General features: G+C 73.8%; 16 protein-coding genes and 1 tRNA gene. 9 read left to right on the forward strand and 8 right to left on the reverse strand.

The genetic code is table 11. The annotated features are described in order from the left end of the window. Positions 1-4 precede the first annotated feature (4 nt). On the forward strand, positions 5-973 hold the full coding sequence (locus HL663_RS09040; RefSeq protein ID WP_173028083.1) for a zinc-binding dehydrogenase: 969 nt from the start codon (positions 5-7) through the stop codon (positions 971-973). Between the two features lie 56 nt (positions 974-1029). Here the strand turns inward: HL663_RS09040 and HL663_RS09045 are convergent, their stop codons facing one another. From HL663_RS09045 to HL663_RS09065, 5 genes are all read right to left on the reverse strand, one after another. Next, on the reverse strand, positions 1030-1704 hold the full coding sequence (locus HL663_RS09045) for a GDSL-type esterase/lipase family protein (RefSeq protein ID WP_173030085.1): 675 nt from the start codon (positions 1702-1704) through the stop codon (positions 1030-1032). A gap of 8 nt (positions 1705-1712) precedes the next feature. Continuing rightward, on the reverse strand, positions 1713-1889 hold the full coding sequence (locus HL663_RS09050; protein WP_169742049.1) for a DUF6104 family protein: 177 nt from the start codon (positions 1887-1889) through the stop codon (positions 1713-1715). Between the two features lie 27 nt (positions 1890-1916). Continuing rightward, positions 1917-5738: a multifunctional oxoglutarate decarboxylase/oxoglutarate dehydrogenase thiamine pyrophosphate-binding subunit/dihydrolipoyllysine-residue succinyltransferase subunit gene (locus HL663_RS09055; RefSeq protein ID WP_173028084.1), complete on the reverse strand. Its 3822-nt coding sequence runs from the start codon at positions 5736-5738 to the stop codon at positions 1917-1919. Between the two features lie 176 nt (positions 5739-5914). Continuing rightward, positions 5915-6721 (reverse strand): ABC transporter permease, encoded by an 807-nt coding sequence (locus HL663_RS09060; protein ID WP_173028085.1) that lies wholly within the window; start codon positions 6719-6721, stop codon positions 5915-5917. Next, entirely contained in the window at positions 6718-7725 is a 1008-nt protein-coding gene (locus HL663_RS09065) for an ABC transporter ATP-binding protein (protein WP_173028086.1), read from the reverse strand. The genes HL663_RS09060 and HL663_RS09065 overlap by 4 nt, the downstream gene beginning before the upstream one ends. Positions 7726-7889: 164 nt before the next feature. Between HL663_RS09065 and HL663_RS09070 the strand changes: the two genes are divergently transcribed. Together HL663_RS09070 and HL663_RS09075 are read left to right on the forward strand one after the other, a co-directional pair. Then, entirely contained in the window at positions 7890-9221 is a 1332-nt protein-coding gene (locus HL663_RS09070; protein WP_173028087.1) for a hemolysin family protein, read from the forward strand. After that, a complete protein-coding gene (locus HL663_RS09075; protein ID WP_173028088.1) occupies positions 9218-10246 on the forward strand; it encodes a hemolysin family protein in 1029 nt (342 codons plus the stop codon). The genes HL663_RS09070 and HL663_RS09075 overlap by 4 nt, the downstream gene beginning before the upstream one ends. Before the next feature lie 33 nt (positions 10247-10279). Here HL663_RS09075 and HL663_RS09080 read toward each other — a convergent pair whose 3' ends face one another. The 3 genes from HL663_RS09080 to HL663_RS09090 form a co-directional block, all read right to left on the reverse strand. Beyond that, complete coding sequence (locus HL663_RS09080) at positions 10280-11029, reverse strand: ZIP family metal transporter (RefSeq protein WP_173028089.1); 750 nt, start codon at positions 11027-11029, stop codon at positions 10280-10282. Positions 11030-11044: 15 nt separating this feature from the next. After that, positions 11045-13156 carry a DEAD/DEAH box helicase gene (locus tag HL663_RS09085; protein ID WP_173028090.1) on the reverse strand — a complete coding sequence of 704 codons (2112 nt, stop codon included), beginning with the start codon at positions 13154-13156 and terminating at the stop codon, positions 11045-11047. A 245-nt stretch (positions 13157-13401) separates the two neighbouring features. Beyond that, positions 13402-13473, reverse strand: a tRNA-Arg gene (locus tag HL663_RS09090). Between the two features lie 65 nt (positions 13474-13538). Between HL663_RS09090 and HL663_RS09095 the strand changes: the two genes are divergently transcribed. Genes HL663_RS09095 through thrB form a run of 6 tightly spaced genes read left to right on the forward strand, consistent with a single transcriptional unit; the run spans position 13539 to position 20436 of the window. Next, positions 13539-13967: a response regulator gene (locus HL663_RS09095; RefSeq protein ID WP_173028091.1), complete on the forward strand. Its 429-nt coding sequence runs from the start codon at positions 13539-13541 to the stop codon at positions 13965-13967. Between the two features lie 10 nt (positions 13968-13977). Further along, positions 13978-15624 (forward strand): arginine--tRNA ligase, encoded by a 1647-nt coding sequence (gene argS, locus HL663_RS09100; protein WP_173028092.1) that lies wholly within the window; start codon positions 13978-13980, stop codon positions 15622-15624. A gap of 11 nt (positions 15625-15635) precedes the next feature. Next, on the forward strand, positions 15636-17054 hold the full coding sequence (gene lysA, locus HL663_RS09105; RefSeq protein WP_173028093.1) for a diaminopimelate decarboxylase: 1419 nt from the start codon (positions 15636-15638) through the stop codon (positions 17052-17054). Positions 17055-17083: 29 nt separating this feature from the next. Further along, on the forward strand, positions 17084-18397 hold the full coding sequence (locus HL663_RS09110; RefSeq protein WP_173028094.1) for a homoserine dehydrogenase: 1314 nt from the start codon (positions 17084-17086) through the stop codon (positions 18395-18397). A gap of 1 nt (position 18398) precedes the next feature. After that, positions 18399-19502 carry a threonine synthase gene (gene thrC, locus HL663_RS09115; RefSeq protein ID WP_173028095.1) on the forward strand — a complete coding sequence of 368 codons (1104 nt, stop codon included), beginning with the start codon at positions 18399-18401 and terminating at the stop codon, positions 19500-19502. Between the two features lies 1 nt (position 19503). Beyond that, positions 19504-20436 (forward strand): homoserine kinase, encoded by a 933-nt coding sequence (gene thrB / locus HL663_RS09120; protein ID WP_173028096.1) that lies wholly within the window; start codon positions 19504-19506, stop codon positions 20434-20436. Positions 20437-20542 lie beyond the last annotated feature (106 nt).

Genomic DNA, 20542 nt, shown 5'->3' on the forward strand with positions numbered 1-20542 from the left:
CTCCATGCTCGCCGCCTTCGCGAAGTCCCAGTCCGCCGACGACCCGCTGAGCGGCCTCGAGGTGGGGGAGCGCCCCGACCCGCAGGCACCGGAGGGCTGGACGACGGTCCGCCTGCGCACGGCCGCCCTCAACCACCACGACGTCTGGTCGCTGCGCGGCGTGGGCCTGCCCGCCGACCGGCTCCCGATGGTCCTCGGCTGCGACGGCGCCGGCGTGACCGAGGACGGCGACGAGGTGCTCGTCCACGCCGTCGTCGCCTCGCCGGGCTGGAGCGGCGACGAGACCCTCGACCCCCGCCGCAGCCTGCTCTCCGAGGTCCACGACGGCACCCTCGCCGAGGTCGTCGCCGTCCCCACGCGCAACCTCGTCGCCAAGCCCGAGGACCTCTCGTGGGAGCACGCCGCGTGCCTGCCGACCGCGTGGCTCACGGCCTACCGGATGCTGTTCACCAACGCCGCGGTGCAGCCCGGCGCGACGGTGCTCGTCCAGGGCGCCGCGGGCGGCGTCGCCACCGCGCTCGTCCAGCTCGGCTCCGCGGCCGGGCTGCGGATGTGGGTCACCTCGCGCGACGCCGAGAAGGGGGAGCAGGCCGTCTGGCTCGGGGCCGACAAGGCCTTCGAGAGCGGTGCCCGGCTGCCCGAGCGGGTCGACGCGGTCATGGAGACGGTCGGCGCCGCCACCTGGTCGCACAGCATCAACAGCCTGCGCCCCGGCGGCACCGTCGTCATCTCGGGGGCGACCTCCGGCGACGCCCCCTCGAAGGCGGAGCTGACCAAGATCTTCTTCAAGCAGCTGCGCGTCGTCGGCTCGACGATGGGCACCCGCGACGAGCTGGAGCGTCTCGCCCGCTTCGTGGTCGACTCCGGCATCGAGCCGCTCGTCGACTCGGTCATGCCCCTCGCCGACGCCCGCGACGGCTTCGCCCGGATGGTCGAGGGGCGCGTCGCCGGCAAGGTCGTCTTCACCGTCTGAGGCGCCGCCTGCCGGACCCGAGCACCCGCGTCGTCACCGTGGTGACGCGGTGCGGTTCAGCCGATCTGGAGCCACTCGGTCCACCCGTTGTGCAGGACGAGCCAGGCGATGAGCCCGTAGCCGGCCTGCCCGGGGTGGTGCGGCACGCCGGACGCGGCGAGGTCGGTGCGCCACTGGTCGTGCCCGAGCAGCGGGGCGTAGCAGTCGACGAAGGGCACGCCGCGTCGGCCGCAGACGTCGGCCTGCGCGTCGACGAGGACCTCGAGCCGGGAGTTCAGCTCCTCGTCGTCGGTCGGCGGCGGGCTGACGACGAACGTGCCGACCCCCGCGGAGGCGGCGTCGTCGAGGAGGTTGGCGAGGTTGAGCCGGTGCCGCGCGAGCGAGACGCCGGCCAGGATGTCGTCGGTGCCGAGCGAGAGCACGAGCCGACGCTCGGACCGCCCGCGCCAGCGCCGCGGCACCTCGCCGGCCCAGCGCTCGAGCAGGTCGCCGGAGGTGTCGTCGCGCACCCCGAGGTTGTAGGCGCTCACCGTGAGGTCCGGGTGCTGGGTGCGCCCGACGACGCGGGTCACCCAGCCCTGGCCCTTGGGGTCGCCGACACCCGCGACGAGCGAGGAGCCGAGGAAGACGAGCGCGAGGTCGCGCGGGCCGTCGGGGACGACCACCGCCTCCGCGCTCGGGCGGAACTCGATGGGGGCCTGGCCCCCGGGGCCGCCCTGCTCGTCCGGCATGTGCTCGCTCACTCGTCCTCGTCGTCCAGTCGGGCCAGCCAGGTGGCCAGCCTCTCCACGGGCACCTCGAAGTCGGGGTTGAGGTCGACGAACGTCCTCAGCTGCTCCGCCAGCCAGTCGAGGGTGACCTCCTCGTCCCCCCGCCGCGCCTGGAGCTCCTCGATGCCGCGGTCGGTGAAGTACACGTCCTCGACCCTACCGGCGGCGCCGCGTCACCGGTCGAAGGCGCGGGCGACGAGGTCGGCCTGCTCCGCCTGGTGCTGCTTCGTCGAGCCCGCCGCCGGGGACGCCGACCGCGGGCGGGACACGACCCGCAGCGGGCGGTGCTCGCCGTGGGCGGCGAGCTCCTCGGGCAGGTTGAGCGCGAGGAAGGGCCACGCGCCCATGTTCTGCGGCTCGTCCTGGACGACGACGACCTCGGCGTCCGGATACTGCGCGAGGGCCTGGGTCAGCTCGGCGCCGGGGAGCGGGTAGTACTGCTCCATCCGCAGGATCGCGGTCGAGGTGTCGCCGCGCTTGGTGCGCTCGGCCTCGAGGTCGTAGACGACCTTGCCCGCCGCGAGGAGGACGCGGGTGACCGAGCCCTCGGTCGCGCCCGGACGGTCGGGGAGGATCGGGCGGAAGCCGCCGGTCGTGAAGTCCTCGGCCGCGCTGGCCGCCGCCTTGAGCCGGAGCATCGACTTCGGGGTGAAGACGATGAGGGGCTTGCGCGGGCGGGCGTACGCCTGGCGGCGCAGCAGGTGGAAGTACGACGCGGGGGTCGAGGGGTAGCTGACCGTCATGTTGCCCTCGGCGCACATCGTGAGGAAGCGCTCGATGCGGCCGGAGGAGTGGTCCGGGCCCTGGCCCTCGTAGCCGTGGGGGAGGAGGAGGACGACCGAGGAGCGCTGGCCCCACTTCTGCTCCGAGCTGCTGATGAACTCGTCGACGATCGTCTGCGCGCCGTTGAAGAAGTCGCCGAACTGCGCCTCCCAGAGGACGAGCGCGTCGGGCCGCTCGACGGAGTAGCCGTACTCGAAGCCCATCGCCGCGAACTCCGACAGGAGGCTGTCGTAGACCCAGAACTTCGCCTGGCCCTGGCCGAGGTAGAGCAGCGGCGTCCACTCGGACGCGTTCTCCTTGTCGATGAGCACGGCGTGCCGGCTGACGAAGGTCCCGCGGCGGCTGTCCTGCCCGGCGAGCCGGACCGGCGTGCCCTCGATGAGGAGCGAGCCGAAGGCCAGCAGCTCGGCGGTGCCCCAGTCGACCCCGCCGTCGCGGGTGCTCTGGGTGCGCTTGTCGAGCATCTGGCGCAGCTTCGGGTGCACGGTGAAGCCGTCCGGCGGCGTGGCGAAGGAGTCGCCGATGCGGTGCAGCAGCTCGGTGCTGATCGCGGTCTCGGTCGCCGAGTGGGTCGTCCGGTCCGCGAACGGCGCCTGGGCCGCCGGGGGCTCCAGGCCCGAGCCGGCGTCCGCCTTGCGGCCGTCGCGGGCGTCCTTCTCGGCGGACTTCAGCGCCGCCTTGGTCTCGACGAAGACCCGCTCCAGCTGCTGCTGGTAGTCGCGCAGCGCGGCCTCGGCGTCCTCGACGGTGATGTCGCCGCGGCCGATGAGCGCCTCGGTGTAGAGCTTGCGGACGCTGCGCTTGGCCTCGATGAGGTTGTACATGAGCGGCTGCGTCATCGAGGGGTCGTCGCCCTCGTTGTGGCCACGGCGGCGGTAGCACACCATGTCGACGACGACGTCCTTGTGGAACTCCTTGCGGAACTCGTAGGCGAGCTCGGCGACGCGCACGCACGCCTCCGGGTCGTCGCCGTTGACGTGGAAGATCGGGGCCTGGATCATCCGCGCGACGTCGGTCGAGTACGTCGAGGAGCGCGAGCTGCTCGGCGAGGTCGTGAAGCCGACCTGGTTGTTGATGACGACGTGCACGGTGCCGCCGGTGCGGTAGCCGCGCAGCTGGCTGAGGTTGAGCGTCTCGGCGACGACGCCCTGGCCGGCGAAGGCCGCGTCGCCGTGCATGAGGACGGGCAGGACGGTGAAGTCCTCGCCGGCGAGGTCGAGGCGGTCCTGCTTGGCCCGGACGATGCCCTCGAGGACGGGGTTGACGGCCTCGAGGTGGCTCGGGTTGGCCGCGAGGTAGACCTTCGTCGTCGCGCCGGACTCGGCGGTGAACTCGCCCTCGGTGCCGAGGTGGTACTTGACGTCGCCGGAGCCCTGGACCGAGCGCGGGTCCTGCTTGCCCTCGAACTCGCGGAAGATCTGCCCGTAGGACTTGCCGGCGATGTTGGCCAGCACGTTGAGGCGCCCGCGGTGCGGCATCCCGATGCAGACCTCGTCGAGCTCGTCCTCGGCGGCCATCGACAGGACGCGGTCGAGCAGGGCGATGACGGACTCGCCGCCCTCGAGCGAGAAGCGCTTCTGCCCGACGAACTTCGTCTGGAGGAAGGTCTCGAAGGCCTCCGCCGCGTTGAGGCGACGCAGGATGCGCAGCTGCTCCTCGCGGGTGGTCTTCGCGTAGCCGACCTCGACCTTGTCCTGGATCCAGCGGCGCTGCTCCGGGTCCTGGATGTGCATGTACTCGACGCCGATGGTGCGGCAGTAGGAGTCGCGCAGGACGCCGAGGATCTTGCGCAGCTTGAGGAACGGCTGGCCGCCGAAGCCACCGGTCGCGAAGTCGCGCTCGAGGTCCCACAGCGTCAGGCCGTGGTTGGTGATGTCGAGGTCGGGGTGGCGACGCTGCTTGTACTCCAGCGGGTCGGTGTCGGCCATGAGGTGGCCGCGCACGCGGTAGGCGTGGATGAGCTCCTGGACGCGGGCGACCTTGTTGATGTCGTCGTCGTGGGCGGCGGAGACGTCGCGCACCCAGCGGACCGGCTCGTAGGGGATGCGCAGGCTCTCGAAGATCTCGTCGTAGAAGCCCTGCTCGCCGAGGAGCAGCGCGTTGACGATGCGCAGGAAGTCACCGGACTGCGCGCCCTGGATGATGCGGTGGTCGTAGGTGCTCGTGAGGGTGAGGATCTTGCTCACGGCGTTGCGGTTGAGCGTCTCGGCGCTCGCGCCCTGCCACTCGGCGGGGTAGTCCATCGCGCCGACGCCGATGATCGTGCCCTGGCCCTGCATGAGGCGCGGCACCGAGTGCACCGTGCCGATGGTGCCGGGGTTGGTCAGCGAGATCGAGGTGCCCTGGAAGTCCTCGACCGTGAGCTTGCCGCCGCGGGCCTTCTTGACGACGTCCTCGTAGGCGGTCCAGAAGTGCGCGAAGTCCATCGTCTCGGCGGCCTTGATCGACGGCACGAGGAGCTGGCGGGTGCCGTCGGGCTTGGCGATGTCGATCGCGAGGCCGAGGTTGACGTGGGCCGGCGTGATGAGGACCGGCTTGCCCTTCTCGTCGTGGCCGAAGCCGTTGTTCATCTCGGGCATGACCCCGAGCGCCTTGACGAGCGCGTAGCCGATGAGGTGGGTGAAGCTCACCTTGCCGCCGCGGCTGCGGGCGAGGTGGTTGTTGATGACGATGCGGTTGTCGACGAGCAGCTTGGCCGGCACGGCGCGCACCGACGTGGCCGTCGGGACCTCGAGCGAGGCCTCCATGTTCGTGACGACCCGGGCGCTCGCGCCGCGGATCGGCTGCTGCGCCGACTCGGTGAGGGGGCCGGTCTGCTTGGGGGCCTGGGGCTCGCGCGGCATCGGCGCGGTCTTCGGCTCGGCCGGCTTCTCGTCGGCGGGCTCGGCCTTCGCGGGGGCGGCGGCCGGCGTGGCCGGTGCCTCCTTCGCGGCGGGCTTCGCGGCCGGCTGCTGGGCCGTGGGGGCCGGGCTCTTCGGCGCGGCGGCCTTCTCCCGCGGCGCGGCCGCGGGGGCACCGTTGCCGGCGGGGGCGGACCCGCCGTTGGCGTTGCCGCGGGCGGCGTCACCGGGCTGGTAGTCGGCGAAGAAGCCCCACCACGCCTTGTCGACGCTGTTCTTGTCCCGGCGGTACTGCTCGTACAGCTCGTCGACCAGCCACTCGTTGGGTCCGAAGGCGGTCAGGGGGTCGCTGGACGGGGACTGCTCGGCCACGGGCTATGCGCCTCTTTCTGGGCTGGTCACGTGTCGGTCGCGGGTGTTCCACCCAGCCTATTACGTGGGTGTTGTGCCCGTGTCGCCGCACGCCGAGCGGTCCCGAACGCGCGGTGACCGGTGGGGATCGCCCCACCGGTCACCGCGTCACGCCACCCGCTCCGGCGGGTGCGGCCTCACGTGATGTCGGCCCGCGTCGTGCGCGCGACGCCGAAGCCGGCGAGGAGGACGGCGTAGGCGACGAGGGTCAGCGCGCCGCCCCACCACTCCAGCGGCTGCGCGGCGTTCGGGTTCTGCTGCGTCACGCCGCTGACGATCGCGTTGGTCGCCGACTGCGGCAGGAACATCACCACGTGCTCTCGGCCCCACTCCCAGAAGGTGAGGGCGAAGGTGCCGAGCGGCTCGACGACCCAGACGACGCCGACGGAGATGAGCAGCGCGGCGACCTGGTTCGGGATGAGGATGCCGATGCCCAGGCCGATGAGCGCCCACAGGCCGAGGACGAGGAGGCTGAGGGCCAGCGTCCGGACGACCTCGGTGCTGGGGAAGGCGTCGGCGCCCCGGGAGGTGAGGACGATCGCCCCGGCCACCACCGAGCCGACGAGCGAGACGACGCCGTACAGGGCGCCGATGACGAACAGGGCGGCGACCTTGGCCCCCATCGCGCGGGTGCGCACCGGCGTGCTGAGGAAGGTCCCGGTGATCGTCTTGTGCCGGTACTCGGCGCCGATCTGGAAGATGCCGATGACGAGCATGAGGGTCAGGCCCATCGTCAGGCCACCCGTGTAGACGCTGTTCGCGATCTGCGTCGGGTCGCCCGTGGGCTGCCCCGCCGCGACGGCCTCGGGGTCGGGCGCGATCGTGTAGACGAACCCGAAGATGACGGCGAAGGCGGCGGCCGACACGAGCATCGCGATGCCCATGCCCCACCACAGGCGGGTCGTGAAGAACTTGCGCAGCTCGCTGCGGACGGCGGGGATCACAGGTCCGCCCCTTCCCGGCCGGACACGGCATCTCCTTCGGTGGGGGCGGCGCCGACGGAGGTCGCGGCGGCGCCGAGGTTGCGGTTGGTGCCCTCGGTGAGGCTGAAGTACAGGGTCTCGAGGTCCGCGCGCTGGGGGCGCAGGCCGTAGACGGGCAGACCGGCGCGCAGGGCGACGTCGCCGACGAGGCGCAGGTCCGCGGTGTCGGCGAGCAGCGAGCCGTCGTCCTGCACGGTGCTCGTGACGTCGGCGACGCGCAGCGCCCCGGCGAGCGCGGCCGGGTCGGAGGTCTCGACGCGCGCTCCGGGGGTGCCCTCGAGCTCCTCCATCGGGCCGGCCTGCACGAGGCGTCCGTTGGCGATGATGACGACGTCGTCGACGGTCTGCGCGACCTCCTGGAGGAGGTGGCTCGACACGAGGATGGTCTTGCCCTCGGCGGCGAGGTGGCGCAGGAAGCCGCGCAGCCACCGGATGCCCTCGGGGTCCAGGCCGTTGGCCGGCTCGTCGAGGACGAGGACCTGCGGGTCGCCGACGAGCGCGGCGGCGAGGCCGAGGCGCTGGCGCATCCCCATGCTGTAGCCGCCCGCGCGCTTGCGGGCCGCCGCCGGGATGCCGGTCAGCTCGAGGAGCTCGTCGACCCGCGAGTCGGGGATGCCGCCCGCGGCGGCGAGGACGCGCAGGTGGTCGCGGCCGCTGCGCCCGGGGTGGAAGTTGGTCGCCTCGAGGGCCGCGCCGACGCTCTCGAGCGGGCGCGGCAGCTCCGCGTAGGACAGGCCGCCGATGGTGGCGCGCCCGCCCGTCGGCCGCACGAGGCCGAGGAGCATCCGCAGGGTGGTGGTCTTGCCGGCGCCGTTGGGGCCGAGGAAGCCCGTGATCCGCCCCGGCTCGACCCCGAAGGTCAGGTCGTCGACGGCGACGAACTGACCGAAGGTCTTCGTCAGCCCGGTGATCTCGATGCGTCCGGCGTCGCTCCCCGTGGCCCGGCCGGTGGTCGTGGTGGTCAAGGTGTCCTCCGCGTGCTCATGCCGACGATCCTTCCAGCCTGCCGCAGGGGGAGGGTCAACCCCTCGGTGGACCCGGTGCTCCGCCCGCGGGATGAGCGCCGGACGGAACCCGCCGTGTGGCCCGTACGCTGTGGAGGCATGCACCCCCCTAGTCCTCGTTCCCGATGACCCCCTGGCTGCTCCTGCTCCTCGGTGTCGTCCTCACGGTCGGCACCGCCCTGTTCGTCGCGGCGGAGTTCTCGCTCGTGGCCCTCGACCGTCCGGCCGTCCAGCGCGCCGTCGACGCGGGTGAGCCCGGCGCCCGCTCCGTCCTCACCTCCCACCGCACACTCTCGACGCAGCTGTCCGCGTGCCAGGTCGGCATCACGCTGACCACCCTCGTCCTCGGCTTCATCGCGAGCCCCTCCGTCGGCGTCCTGCTCCAGGGCCCGCTGGAGTCGACCGGGCTCGCGGAGGGCGTCGCCACCTCCGTCGGGGCCGTCCTCGCGATGGTGCTCGCCACCGGCTTCTCGATGATCGTCGGCGAGATGGTCCCCAAGACGCTCGCCGTGTCGCTGCCGCTGGCGACCGCCAAGGTCTCGGCGGGCCCCGTGCGCTGGTTCGGCCTCGCGGCCAAGCCGCTCATCGCCGTCCTCAACGGCGTCGCCAACCGCACCCTGCGCGCGCTCGGCATCGAGCCGCAGGAGGAGCTCTCGGCCGCCCGCAGCCCCGCCGAGCTCGCCTCCCTCGTCCGCAGCTCCGCCGAGGCCGGCACCCTCGACCTCGGCACGGCACGCCTCGTCACGGCCTCCCTCGGGTTCGCCGACCAGAGCGCCGCCGACGTCATGACCCCGCGCTCGCGGGCCACGTCCATCGACCGCACCGCGTCCGCCGCCGACCTCGTCGCGCTGGCCCGCCACACCGGCCACTCCCGCTTCCCGGTCGTCGGGGCCGACTGGGACGACGTCGACGGCATCGTCCACGTCAAGAAGGCCATCGCCGTGCCGTTCGAGCGCCGGGCCGACGTGCCCGTGTCCGCGCTCATGGCCCCCGCGGTGTTCGTCCCCGAGACGCTGCGCCTGGACCCGCTGCTCGTGCGCCTGCGCGGCGGCGGGATGCAGCTCGCCGTCGTCGTCGACGAGTACGGGGGCACGTCCGGCGTCGTGACGCTCGAGGACCTCGTCGAGGAGATCGTCGGCGAGGTCAGCGACGAGCACGACCGCGGCCAGACCACGGGTCGCCGTCTGCCGGACGGCTCCTGGACCGTCCCCGGCCTGTGGCGCCCCGACGAGGTGCGCTCGCGCGTCGGCGTCGAGGTGCCCGAGGGGCCCGCCTACGAGACGGTCGGTGGCTTCGTCATGGCCGCGCTCGGCCGGGTCCCGCAGGTCGGCGACGAGGTCGTCGTGGACGGCTGGACCGCCCGCGTCGTCGACATGGAGGGCCACCGGGTCGACCGCGTCCGGCTGCTGCCGGTCCGGTCGGTGCCCGCGCCGCGCGCGACGGAGGTGCAGGCGTGACCACGCTCCTCGTCACCGTCGTCCTGCTCGCCGCCAACGCCTTCTTCGTCGGCGCCGAGTTTGCCGCGATGTCCGCCCGCCGCAGCCAGCTCGAGCCGCTCGCCGAGGCGGGCAGCAAGGGCGCCCGGGTGGCGATGGACGCGTTGCAGCGCACCGGGATCCTGCTCGCCACGTGCCAGCTCGGCATCACCGTCTGCTCCGTGCTCCTCGGTGCCGTCTCCGAGGCCGCGCTGCACCACGCGCTCGTGCCGCTCGCCGAGGGACTGGGCCTGTCGACGGTCGTCGCCGACGTCGTCGCCCTGCTCCTCGCGCTCGCGGTCGTCGTCTTCCTGCACGTCGTCTACGGCGAGATGATCCCCAAGAACATCTCGATCGCGAAGCCCGAGCGGGCCGCCATCGTCCTCGTGCCGCCGCTCGTCTGGGTCTCCAAGGTGGTCGCTCCCGTCATCCACGGCATGGACCGGCTCTCGAAGGCCGTCATCCGGCTCTTCGGCGTCGAGCCGAAGGACGAGCTCGCCTCCGCGTTCACCGCCGAGGAGGTCGCGCACATCCTCGACGAGTCCCGCGAGGAGGGTCTCGTGGGGGCGCAGGACTACGAGCGCCTCGGTGCCGCACTGGAGTTCAGCGACAAGAACGCCTCCGACGTCGGCGTCCCCGTCGAGCAGCTCGTCACCGTCACCACCGGCGCGACGCCCGTCGACATCGAGCGGCTCGTCGCCCGCCACGGCTTCTCGCGCTACCCGGTGCTCGACCGCGAGGGTGAGGTCGCGGGCTACCTGCACCTCAAGGACGTCCTCTACGCCGACGACGCCGAGCGGGTCGAGCCGGTCCCGGCCAAGCGCGTGCGGCGGATGGCGACCGTGCGGCGCGGCGACGAGGTCGAGTCGGTCCTGCAGACGATGCAGGACAGCGGCTCCCACCTCGCGCGCGTCGTCGCCGACGACGGGCTCGTCGTCGGGGTCGTCTTCCTCGAGGACGTCATCGAGGAGCTCGTCGGCGAGGTCTCGGACGCCTCCCAGCGCTGAGCAGCGTCACCGTCGGGCGGCTCGGCCGGTGGGTCAGAGCCGTCCGATGGTGAAGGCGGTGGCGAAGCCGAGCGTCGTCACCAGGCCCGTCAGGAGGTGGGTGCGCTCGAAGGCCTCCGGGATCATCGTGTCGGCGACCATCGCGAGGATGGCGCCCGCCGCGACCGCGGTGATCGCGGCCACCGTCTCGGGGGAGGCGCCCTCGAGCAGCACGACCCCGAGCAGCCCGGCGAGGCCGCTCGCCAGCGCGATGCCGACCCACACGCCGAAGACGTAGCGGGCGCTGCGCCCGGCGGCCTTCATCCCCGCCGCGCTCGAGAGGCCCTCGGGGAGGTTCGAGATGACGATGGCCGCCAGCACCGGCACCCCGACGCCCTGGCCGCCGAGCAGGCTGAGGCCGAGGACCACGGACTCGGGCACGCCGTCGAGCAGCGCCCCGACGGCGATGGCCGCCCCGCTGCCCGCCTGCTCGCCCTCGGAGGGCTGGAGGCCGCCCGACCGCTTGCGGTGCCGGGCGCCCGCCCGCGACAGGGCGAGGTTGGCGAGGAAGTAGACGAGGGCGCCGCCGAGGAAGCCCGAGACGGTCGGGAGCAGGCCGCCCGTGCGCTCGGCCTCGTCGAGGAGGTCGAAGGACAGGGCCGACACGAGCACGCCCGCACCGAACGCCATGACGACGGCGACGACCTGCCGGGGCACCCGGACACACCAGGCGAGCAGGGCGCCGACGACGAGCGCGCCGCCGGCGAGCAACCCCCAGAGACCGGCCTCCAGCGCGACGCTCACGGCGAGGCCCCCGCGTCAGCGCGCGGCGAGGGCGTCCTCGAGGAGCGTGACGAGCGCCTCGAGCTGGACGTCGGTGGAGTCCCCGACCTCCTCGTCGGAGCCGTCGAGCGCCCGGGCCGCGAGCCCGGCCTTCTCGTCGACGAGCTCCGCGAGGCGCGGGTCGAGGGTGCCGGTGGCGATGACGCGCCACGCCGTGACCGGCTCGGTCTGGCCGATCCGGTGGACACGGTCGATCGCCTGGGTCTGCTCGGCCGAGGTCCAGGACAGCTCGGCGAGGACGACGTTGGAGGCCACCTGCAGGTTGAGGCCGACGCCGGCCGCGGTGAGCGAGCAGACGATGACCGACACCTCGGGGTCCTCGAGGAAGGCCTTGATGCTCGCCGCGCGGACGGCGGGGGTCTGGTCGCCACGGACCGAGGAGTACCCGATGCCGCGCCTGGCGAACGTCGCCTCGGCGGTGTCCATGACGTCGACGTGCTTGGCGAAGAAGACGACCTTGCCGACGTTGCGCGCGAGCTGGGCCGCGTAGTCGGCCGCGAGGCCGGCCTTGGCCTGGCCGATCCGCCGCAGGACCGAGAAGACGTTGTCGCCCGAGCTCTCGCCGCCGGTGTCGCGGCGCAGGGCCGCGGCGACACGCCGCACGAGCTCGTGGTCGACGCCCTCGACGGGGGTGCTGCGGGCCGCGGCGGCGGCGTCGTAGCGGGCGAGCAGGCGCTTGGCGAGGTGCTGCTCCGCGGCACGGACCGAGCGGCTCGCCTCGTCGTCGAGCTCGACGGGCAGGTCCGCCACCCGGCGGGCCGGGATGTCGGCCGCGACGTCGACCTTGCGACGCCGCACGATGCCGAGGTCGATGACGCTGCGCCGCGCGGCGGCCGAGAACCCGCGGTCGGCCGGGGTGAGGCCGTTCTCCTCGAGCGCCGCCATGAGGGCGGGGCGCGGTCGGCTGTCGTCGATCCAGCCGAGGAACTGCCAGACCGCCCGGAAGTCCTCGATGTCGTTGATGAGCGGGGTGCCGGTCAGGGCCATGAGCAGCGGCGAGGCGGTGCGCTCGCGGACCTTCTGCGCGAGGGCCAGCACGTGGCGGGAGCGCTGCGAGGTCTTGTTCTTGATGAAGTGCGCCTCGTCGAGGACCATCCCGCGGAAGCCGTGGGTGCCGAGCCAGCCGACGTGCCGGTCGAGGATGTCGTAGTTGACGATGACGATGTCGGCGTAGCCGTCGACGGTGTCGCCGTCGCCGTGGACGACGGTCGCGGTGCGCCGGGGGGTCCAGAGGGCGGCCTCGCGGGCCCAGTTGGCCTTGACGACGTTGGGGACGACGACGAGCAGCGGGAAGGCGTCGGCGGCGTCGGCGGCGAGGAGCGACTGCGCGGTCTTGCCCAGGCCCGGCTCGTCGGCGAGGAGGAAGGTGCGGTGGCCGGCGGCCGCGGCCGCGACGAGCTGCGCCTGGTGGTGCATGAGCTCCAGGCCCTCGATGCCGTGGACGACGCCGTCGGGCTCCGGCAGCGGCATGCAGGTCGCGTCGCCGCCCTGCTCGAAGGCGCGGAACAGCGGCGTCAGGAGCTCCCAGGTGGCCAGCCGGTTGGTGCGCGGCCGGACGGCCTGCACGGCCGAGAGGTCCGGCGCGAGGAAGGGGTTGGCCAGCTGGCGGGCCATCACCGCCGTCGGGACGACCCGGCGCGGGGCGGCGGCGTCGTCCGGGGCGGGGGCCGCCGGCTCGGGCTCGGGCTCCGGCTCGCGGCCGGCCGAGCGCAGCATGTCGTTCTTGAGGTCGCGCGCCTCGGGCGGCACGACGGCGTCGTCGGCGAGCAGCTGCAGCAGGCTCGTGTCGCGCGCGGCGGTCTTCGCGAGAATGGTCGCGACGCCGTCCAGGCGGGTCATCGTCGCGGTGCGCTCGGACTCCGTGACGGAGGGGTCGCTCTTGAGGCGGGCGCGCTCCTCGCGCACGAGCAGCGCGAGGACCTGGAAGGTCGTGCGCTGGCTGGGCCGGACCTGGCCGCGGCCGGCCGCGGCCTCGACCTGCCGGACGGTGCGCGCCAGGACGGGGAGGAGGCCCTCCTCGTGGGTCGTGCGGGTCGGGCGACGGTCACGGGGGCCGCCACCGCGGCGCCGGGGTGCTCGCTGTGCCAAGCGTTCCTTCTCCTGGGTCGTGGCGTCGGCGGGCGCCGGGTCGGGCGCGGGCCGGGGACGCCAGCCGGTGTCGCGGGGGACCTGCTGTGCCCGCCGTCGGCGGGCACGCGGCGGTGCCGTGTCCGGGCCACTGGTTCACCCGGGTGTCCTCGACCGAGGACCGGTCCCCACCCCAGAGTATGCCCGACGCGGAAGGGCCCGGCTCCCTCGCGCTGCGCGCGGTGGTGCCGGGCCCTTCTCGTCGGTGCCCCCGGCAGGATTCGAACCTGCGCCCCCGCCTCCGGAGGGCGGTGCTCTATCCCCTGAGCTACGGGGGCGGCATGACGTGCGTCATGATCGAAATCGCGACGCGGGGAGAGGTTAGCAGCCTAGGCTTGGGGGCATGCAATCCGGGTGGGCGGGCCCGCAGGACGGGCCTCTCGTCCTCGTGTGCGACGACACCGAGGCGATCCGCCGCCTGCTCCGGATCAACCTGGAGCTGGGCGGTTTCCGGGTCGAGGAGGCGGCCGACGGACACGAGGCGATGACCCGGCTCATCGACGCCGACCGCGAGCAGCCCGCCGTCATCGTCCTGGACTCGCAGATGGCGCCGTACGACGGCTGGTGGGCCATCGCGGCCATCCGCTCCCACCACCGGCTCGACGAGGTGCCCGTCGTCCTCGTGACGGCGACCGCCACCGACCTGGACAGCCCCGAGGTGAGCGGCGCCGGCTTCGACGCCTTCGTCGGCAAGCCCTTCGACCCCGACGAGCTCGTGGGGGTCGTCTCACGGCTCGCGGCGGCCGGACGGCGCCCTCACCACCGTCCGTAGACTGGCGCGGGTGACCCCCGAACAGCTCGCCGCCGCCATCCGCGGTGCCCTCGTGTCCGCCGTCGACTCCGGTGACCTCTCCGTCACCGTCCCCGACGAGGTCCGGGTGGAGCGTCCGAGGAACCGCGAGCACGGGGACTGGTCGACGAACATCGCCCTCCAGCTGGCCAAGCCGGCGGGGATGAACCCGCGCGAGCTCGCGACGTCGCTCGCGGAGCGCCTGCGGGCCCTCGAGGGGGTCGCGGCCGTCGACGTCGCCGGCCCGGGCTTCCTCAACATCACCCTCGACGCCGCCTCCGCCGGCGAGCTCGCGCGCAGCATCGTCGAGGCGGGAACGGCCTTCGGGCACAGCGAGGCGGAGGCCGGGCGGGTCGTCAACCTCGAGTTCATCTCGGCGAACCCCACCGGTCCGCTCCACATCGGGCACACCCGCTGGGCGGCCCTCGGCGACGCGATGCGCCGGCTGCTGGACGCCACCGGTGCGACGGTGACGGCCGAGTACTACATCAACGACGCGGGCGCCCAGATGGACAAGTTCGGGGCCTCGGTGCTGGCCCGGGCCGCCGGCCAGGAGCCCCCGGAGGACGGCTACCCCGGCGAGTACGTCGCCGACCGGGCCCGCGAGGTCCTCGCGCAGCGCCCGGACCTGCTCGAGCTCCCGCGCGAGGAGGCCCTGGCCGTGGCGCGCGACCTCGGGTACGTGACGCAGCTCGAGGCGATCCGCCGGACCCTCGACCGGTTCGGGGTCCGCTTCGACGTGTGGTTCTCCGAGCGCACGCTCCACGAGGGCGGCGCGGTCGAGCAGGCCGTGGAGCGGCTGCGGACGCAGGGCCACGTCTTCGACGAGGAGGGCGCGGTGTGGCTGCGCACCACCGACTTCACCGACGACAAGGACCGCGTGCTCATCCGGGCCAACGGGGAGCCCACCTACTTCGCCGCCGACGCCGCCTACTACCTGAGCAAGAAGGACCGCGGCTTCGACGAGAAGGTGTACCTCCTCGGCGCCGACCACCACGGCTACATCAACCGGCTCAAGGCCATCGCGGCCTGCGCCGGCGACGACCCCGAGCACAACATCGAGGTCAAGATCGGCCAGCTCGTCGCCATCGCGGGGCAGCGGATGGGCAAGCGGCTGGGCAACGCCATCTACATGGACGAGCTCATCGAGTGGATCGGCTCCGACGCCGTGCGCTACTCGTTGTCGCGCTACCCCTCCGACAGCCCGCTCTCGCTCGACGGCGAGGAGCTGCGCAAGCAGACGAACGACAACCCGGTCTTCTACGTGCAGTACGCCCACGCCCGGACGGCCAACGTCGCCCGCCTCGCGGCCGAGGACGGCGTGCACCGCGCCGACGGCTTCGACGCCTCGCTGCTGTCCGACCCCACCGAGGCGGCGCTGCTGGCCGCCCTCGGCGACTTCCCGCGCGTCGTCGCGCAGGCCGCCCACCTGCTCGAGCCCCACCGGGTCGCGCGTTACCTCGAGGAGCTCGCCGCGCGCTTCCACAAGTGGTACGACACCTGCCGCGTGCGCCCGATGAACGCCGACGAGGAGGTCACCGACCTCCACCGGACCCGCCTGTGGCTCAACGACGCCACCCGCCAGGTGCTCGCCAACGGTCTCGACCTGCTCGGCGTCTCGGCGCCCGAGCGCATGTGAGGGGCTGAGCCGTGCGCGCGCACGAGGCCGGTGCCCTCCACGCCGAGGGCTACGGCGGGCCCCCGCTCTACCTGCCGACCCCGGGCGACGTCATGGAGCTGCTGCCGCAGCTCTGGGCGTCGTCGGTCGGGCGCGACGAGCAGGGCCGTCTCACCGTCGGCGGGATCGACGTCGTGACGCTCGCCGAGCGGCACGGGACGTCGGCATACGTGCTCGACGAGGAGGACTTCCGGGCCCGCGCCCGGGCGTTCCGCGACGGCTTCGCGTCGGCGTTCGCGTCCTCCGGGGGAGCGGACGTCTACTACGCGGGCAAGGCGTTCCTCTGCACCGCGGTGGCGCGGTGGGTCGACCAGGAGGGCCTGCACCTCGACGTCTGCACCGGCGGCGAGCTCGCCGTGGCGCGGCGGGCCGGCTTCCCGGGGGAGCGGATCGCCTTCCACGGCAACAACAAGACCGTCGACGAGCTGCGCGAGGCCCTGACCTACGGCGTGGGTCGCGTCGTCGTCGACTCCTTCGACGAGATCGAGCGCGTCGTCGCCCTCGCGACCGAGCTCGGGGTGCGGGCGCCGGTCATGGTGCGGGTCACCGTCGGCGTCGAGGCGCACACGCACGAGTTCATCGCGACCGGCCACGAGGACCAGAAGTTCGGCTTCAGCCTCGCCGGCGGCCGGGCCCTCGAGGCCGTGGCGCGCCTCCTCGCGCACCCCGATGCCGTCGACCTGCGCGGCCTGCACAGCCACATCGGCAGCCAGATCTTCGACACCGGCGGCTTCGAGGCCGCCGTCCACCGCCTCGCCGGGCTGCACCGGCAGGTCGAGGCCGAGCACGGCGTGACGATGCCCGAGGTCGACCTCGGCGGCGGGTACGGCATCGCCTACACCTCGCAGCACGACCCCCTGCCGGCCGACGTCCTCGCCGCCGCCATGGCCGACATCGTCGAGCGCGAGTTCGCCGGCCGCGCCCCCCGCGTCTCCGTCGAGCCGGGGCGGGCCATCGTCGGGCCGACGACGTTCACGCTCTACGAGGTCGGCACCGTCAAGACGGTCGACCTCGGCGCCGGGCACTCGCGCACGTACGTCGCGATCGACGGCGGGATGAGCGACAACGCCCGCCCGGCGCTCTACGAGGCCGACTACTCGTGCACCCTCGCCAACCGCTCCTCGAGCGCCGACCCGGTGCTTGCGCGCGTCGTCGGGCGGCACTGCGAGAGCGGCGACATCGTCGTCCTCGACGAGTACCTGCCGGCCGACGTCCGGCCCGGCGACCTCGTCGCCGTCCCCGGCACCGGCGCCTACTGCCGCAGCCTCTCCAGCCAGTACAACCACACCCCCCGACCCCCCGTCGTCGCCGTCCGCGGAGGCGAGAGCAGGGTCCTCGTGCGTCGTGAGACGATCGAGGACCTGCTCGCGCTCGACGTGGCGGACGACTGAGCCCGACGACCGAGGAGACCGATCCCGCCATGGCCCACGAACCCGGCGCACCCCTGCGCGTCGCCCTGCTCGGGTGCGGCGTCGTGGGCTCGTCCGTGGCCCGGATGCTCGTCGAGCAGGCCGACGACCTCGCCGCCCGTGTCGGCGCCCCGCTCGAGCTCGTCGGCATCGCCGTGCGCCGCCCGCAGCGCCCGCGCCCCGACGTCCCGGTCGACCCCGCGCTCTTCACCGCCGACGCCGAGGAGCTCGTGACCCGGGCCGACGTCGTCATCGAGGTCGTCGGCGGCATCGACCCGGCGCGCGGGCTCATCCTGCGCGCGATGGAGCACGGCGCCGCCGTCGTCTCCGCGAACAAGGCGCTCGTCGCCGAGGACGGTCCGACCCTGTTCGAGGCCGCGGCCCGGGCCGGGGTCGACCTGTACTACGAGGCCGCCGTCGCCGGGGCCATCCCGATCCTGCGACCGGTGCGCGAGTCCCTCGCCGGCGACCACGTGCGCAAGGTCATGGGCATCGTCAACGGCACGACGAACTTCGTCCTCGACAAGATGGACGTCTCGGGGGCCGGCTTCGCCGAGACCGTCGCCGAGGCGCAGGCGCTCGGGTACGCCGAGGCCGACCCGACCGCCGACGTCGAGGGCTTCGACGCCGCCGCGAAGGCCGCGATCCTCGCCAGCCTCGCCTTCCACACGCGCGTGTCGTCGGCCGACGTGCACCGCGAGGGCATCACCGAGGTCACGGCCGCCGACATCCGGGCCGCGCGCGAGAACGACTGCGTCGTCAAGCTGCTCGCCATCTGCGAGCGGGTGCAGGCCGACGGCCACGACGCCGTGAGCGTGCGCGTGCACCCCGCGATGGTCCCGCGCTCGCACCCGCTGGCCAGCGTCCGCGACGCCTTCAACGCCGTGTTCGTCGAGGCGGAGGCCGCCGGCGAGCTGATGTTCTACGGCCGCGGCGCCGGGGGCGACCCCACCGCCTCGGCCGTCCTCGGCGACGTCGTCGCCGTCGCGCGCCAGCGGGTCGCCGGCGGCCGCGGACCGGGGGAGTCGGCCTACGCCGACCTGCCGGTCGTCGACCTCGGGCGCGCCGTCACGAGGTACCACATCAGCCTCGACGTGGCCGACCGCCCGGGCGTGCTCGCCCAGGTCGCCGCCGTCTTCGCCGAGCAGGGCGTCTCGATCGAGACCGTCCGCCAGCAGGTCGTCCCCGACGAGGCCGGCCGCGCCCGGCTCATCGTCGTCACCCACCGCGCGAGCGACGCCGCGCTGTCCGCCACCGTCGACGCCCTCGCCGCCCTCGAGGCGGTCGACGACGTCGCGTCCGTCATGCGTGTGGAAGGAGCCTGACGTGGCCCACCAGTGGCGCGGCGTCATCCGCGAGTACGCCGAGCGGCTGCCGAGCCTGGCCGCCGCCCCGGTCGTCACCCTCCTCGAGGGCGGGACCCCGCTCATCCCCTGCGAGAGCCTGTCCGAGCTGACCGGCGCGAACGTGCTCGTCAAGTACGAGGGCCTCAACCCGACCGCGTCCTTCAAGGACCGCGGGATGACGGCGGCGATCTCGGCGGCCAAGCTCAACGGTGCGAAGGCGGTCATCTGCGCGAGCACCGGCAACACGAGCGCCAGCGCCGCCGCCTACGCCGTCAAGGCGGGGATGACGTGCGCCGTCCTCGTGCCCGACGGAAAGATCGCGATGGGCAAGCTGTCGCAGGCGATCGCCCACGGCGCCACCCTGATCCAGGTCGAGGGCAACTTCGACGACTGCCTCACCGTCGCCCGCAAGCTCGCCGAGTCCTACCCCGTCGAGCTCGTCAACTCGGTCAACCCGGCGCGCATCGAGGGCCAGAAGACGGCCGCCTTCGAGGTCGTCGACGCGCTGGGTGACGCCCCGGACATCCACGTGCTGCCGGTCGGCAACGCCGGCAACATCACGGCGTACTGGCGTGGCTACACCGAGTACGCCTCGGAGACACCGGGAGTCGGCGGCGTGGTCCTCCCGCCGGTCGCCACCCGCCGCCCGCAGATGTGGGGCTTCCAGGCCGCCGGCGCGGCGCCGATCGTCCTCGGCCACCCGGTCGACCACCCCGAGACCGTCGCCACCGCGATCCGCATCGGCAACCCCGCGTCGTGGCGCCAGGCCGAGGCCGCGCGCGACGAGTCCGGCGGGCTCATCGACTCGGTGACCGACGACGAGATCCTCGAGGCGCACCGCGTGCTGTCCTCCACCGAGGGCGTGTTCGTCGAGCCGGGCTCGGCGGCGAGCATCGCCGGCCTGCTCAAGATGCACCGCGCGGGCCGCGTCCCGGCCGACGCCACCGTCGTGTGCACCGTCACCGGGCACGGCCTCAAGGACCCCCAGTGGGCCCTGCGCTCGGCCGACGGCGGCGACGTCGAGCCGGTCCGCGTGCCCGTCGACGCCTACTCGGTCGCGGCCGCGCTCGGCCTCGAGGGGTGACGTGAGCGCGCTGCGACCCGGTGCGGCCGTCGACGTCCGCGTCCCGGCGAGCAGCGCCAACCTCGGCCCCGGCTTCGACTCCGTGGGCTGCGCCCTCGGCGTCTGGGACCGCTGCCGCGCGACCGTGACGGACGCGCCCGGCCTCGTCGTCGTCGTCGAGGGGGAGGGCTCGGGCGCCGTCCCGCTCGACGAGACCCACCTCGTCCACCGCGCGATGCGCACGGCGTGGGCCGAGGCGGGCGTCGAGGCGCCGGCCGGCCTGCGGCTGGAGTGCGTCAACGCCGTCCCGCACGGCCGCGGGATGGGCTCGTCCGCGACGGCCATCGTCACCGGGATCGTCGCCGCGCTCGCCCTGGCCTCGGTCTCGCGCGGCGACGGGGGAGCGGTCGACCTGGCGGCGGCCAACTCGCTGGCCGCCCGCCTCGAGGGCCACCCCGACAACGCCTCCGCCAGCGTCTACGGCGGGGCGACGCTGTCGTTCACCGAGCCGGAGGGGACGACGACGGTGCGCCTGCCCGTGCACCCCGACGTCGCCCCGGTGCTCTTCGCCCCGGACACCCAGCTCTCGACCGCCCGCGCCCGCTCGGTGCTGCCGCAGCAGGTGCGCCTGGCCGACGCCGCCGCCAACTCCGCGCGCGCCGCCCTCCTCGTCCACGCCCTGCGCGACGCGCCGGACCTCCTCGTGGAGGCCACCCGCGACTGGCTGCACCAGGAGGCGAGGCGGCCGTCCTACGCCGCGTCGATGGCACTCGTCGACGCCCTGCGCGCCGACGGCCACGCCGCCGCGATCTCCGGCGCCGGGCCGTCGGTGCTCGTCCTGGCCCGGCGCGAGCGGCTCGAGCGGGTCCGGGGCTTCGGCCCCGCCGGATGGCGCGTGCTGACCCCCGGCATCCCCGCCGAGGGGGCCGCCGTCGAGGTCGTCGGCGGCGCCTGACCTGCGACGACACCGTTCGGGCCGGGCCCGGTGGATGCGGCCGCCGCCCTCGGGGCACGGTGGTACTGTGGGCGCAGCGATCGCCGCCGATGCCGGGTCCTGACAC

The organism is Arthrobacter sp. NEB 688, from assembly GCF_013201035.1.
Lineage (GTDB): Bacteria > Actinomycetota > Actinomycetes > Actinomycetales > Dermatophilaceae > Phycicoccus.

What these genes read in the sequence shown, in the direction of transcription:
- HL663_RS09040 (WP_173028083.1), top strand. Translation starts at nt 5, where the DNA reads ATGCTCGCCGCCTTCGCGAAGTCCCAGTCCGCCGACGACCCGCTGAGC.
- HL663_RS09045 (WP_173030085.1), bottom strand. Translation starts at nt 1,704, where the DNA reads ATGCCGGACGAGCAGGGCGGCCCCGGGGGCCAGGCCCCCATCGAGTTC.
- HL663_RS09070 (WP_173028087.1), top strand. Translation starts at nt 7,890, where the DNA reads ATGACCCCCTGGCTGCTCCTGCTCCTCGGTGTCGTCCTCACGGTCGGC.
- HL663_RS09095 (WP_173028091.1), top strand. Translation starts at nt 13,539, where the DNA reads ATGCAATCCGGGTGGGCGGGCCCGCAGGACGGGCCTCTCGTCCTCGTG.
- HL663_RS09110 (WP_173028094.1), top strand. Translation starts at nt 17,084, where the DNA reads ATGGCCCACGAACCCGGCGCACCCCTGCGCGTCGCCCTGCTCGGGTGC.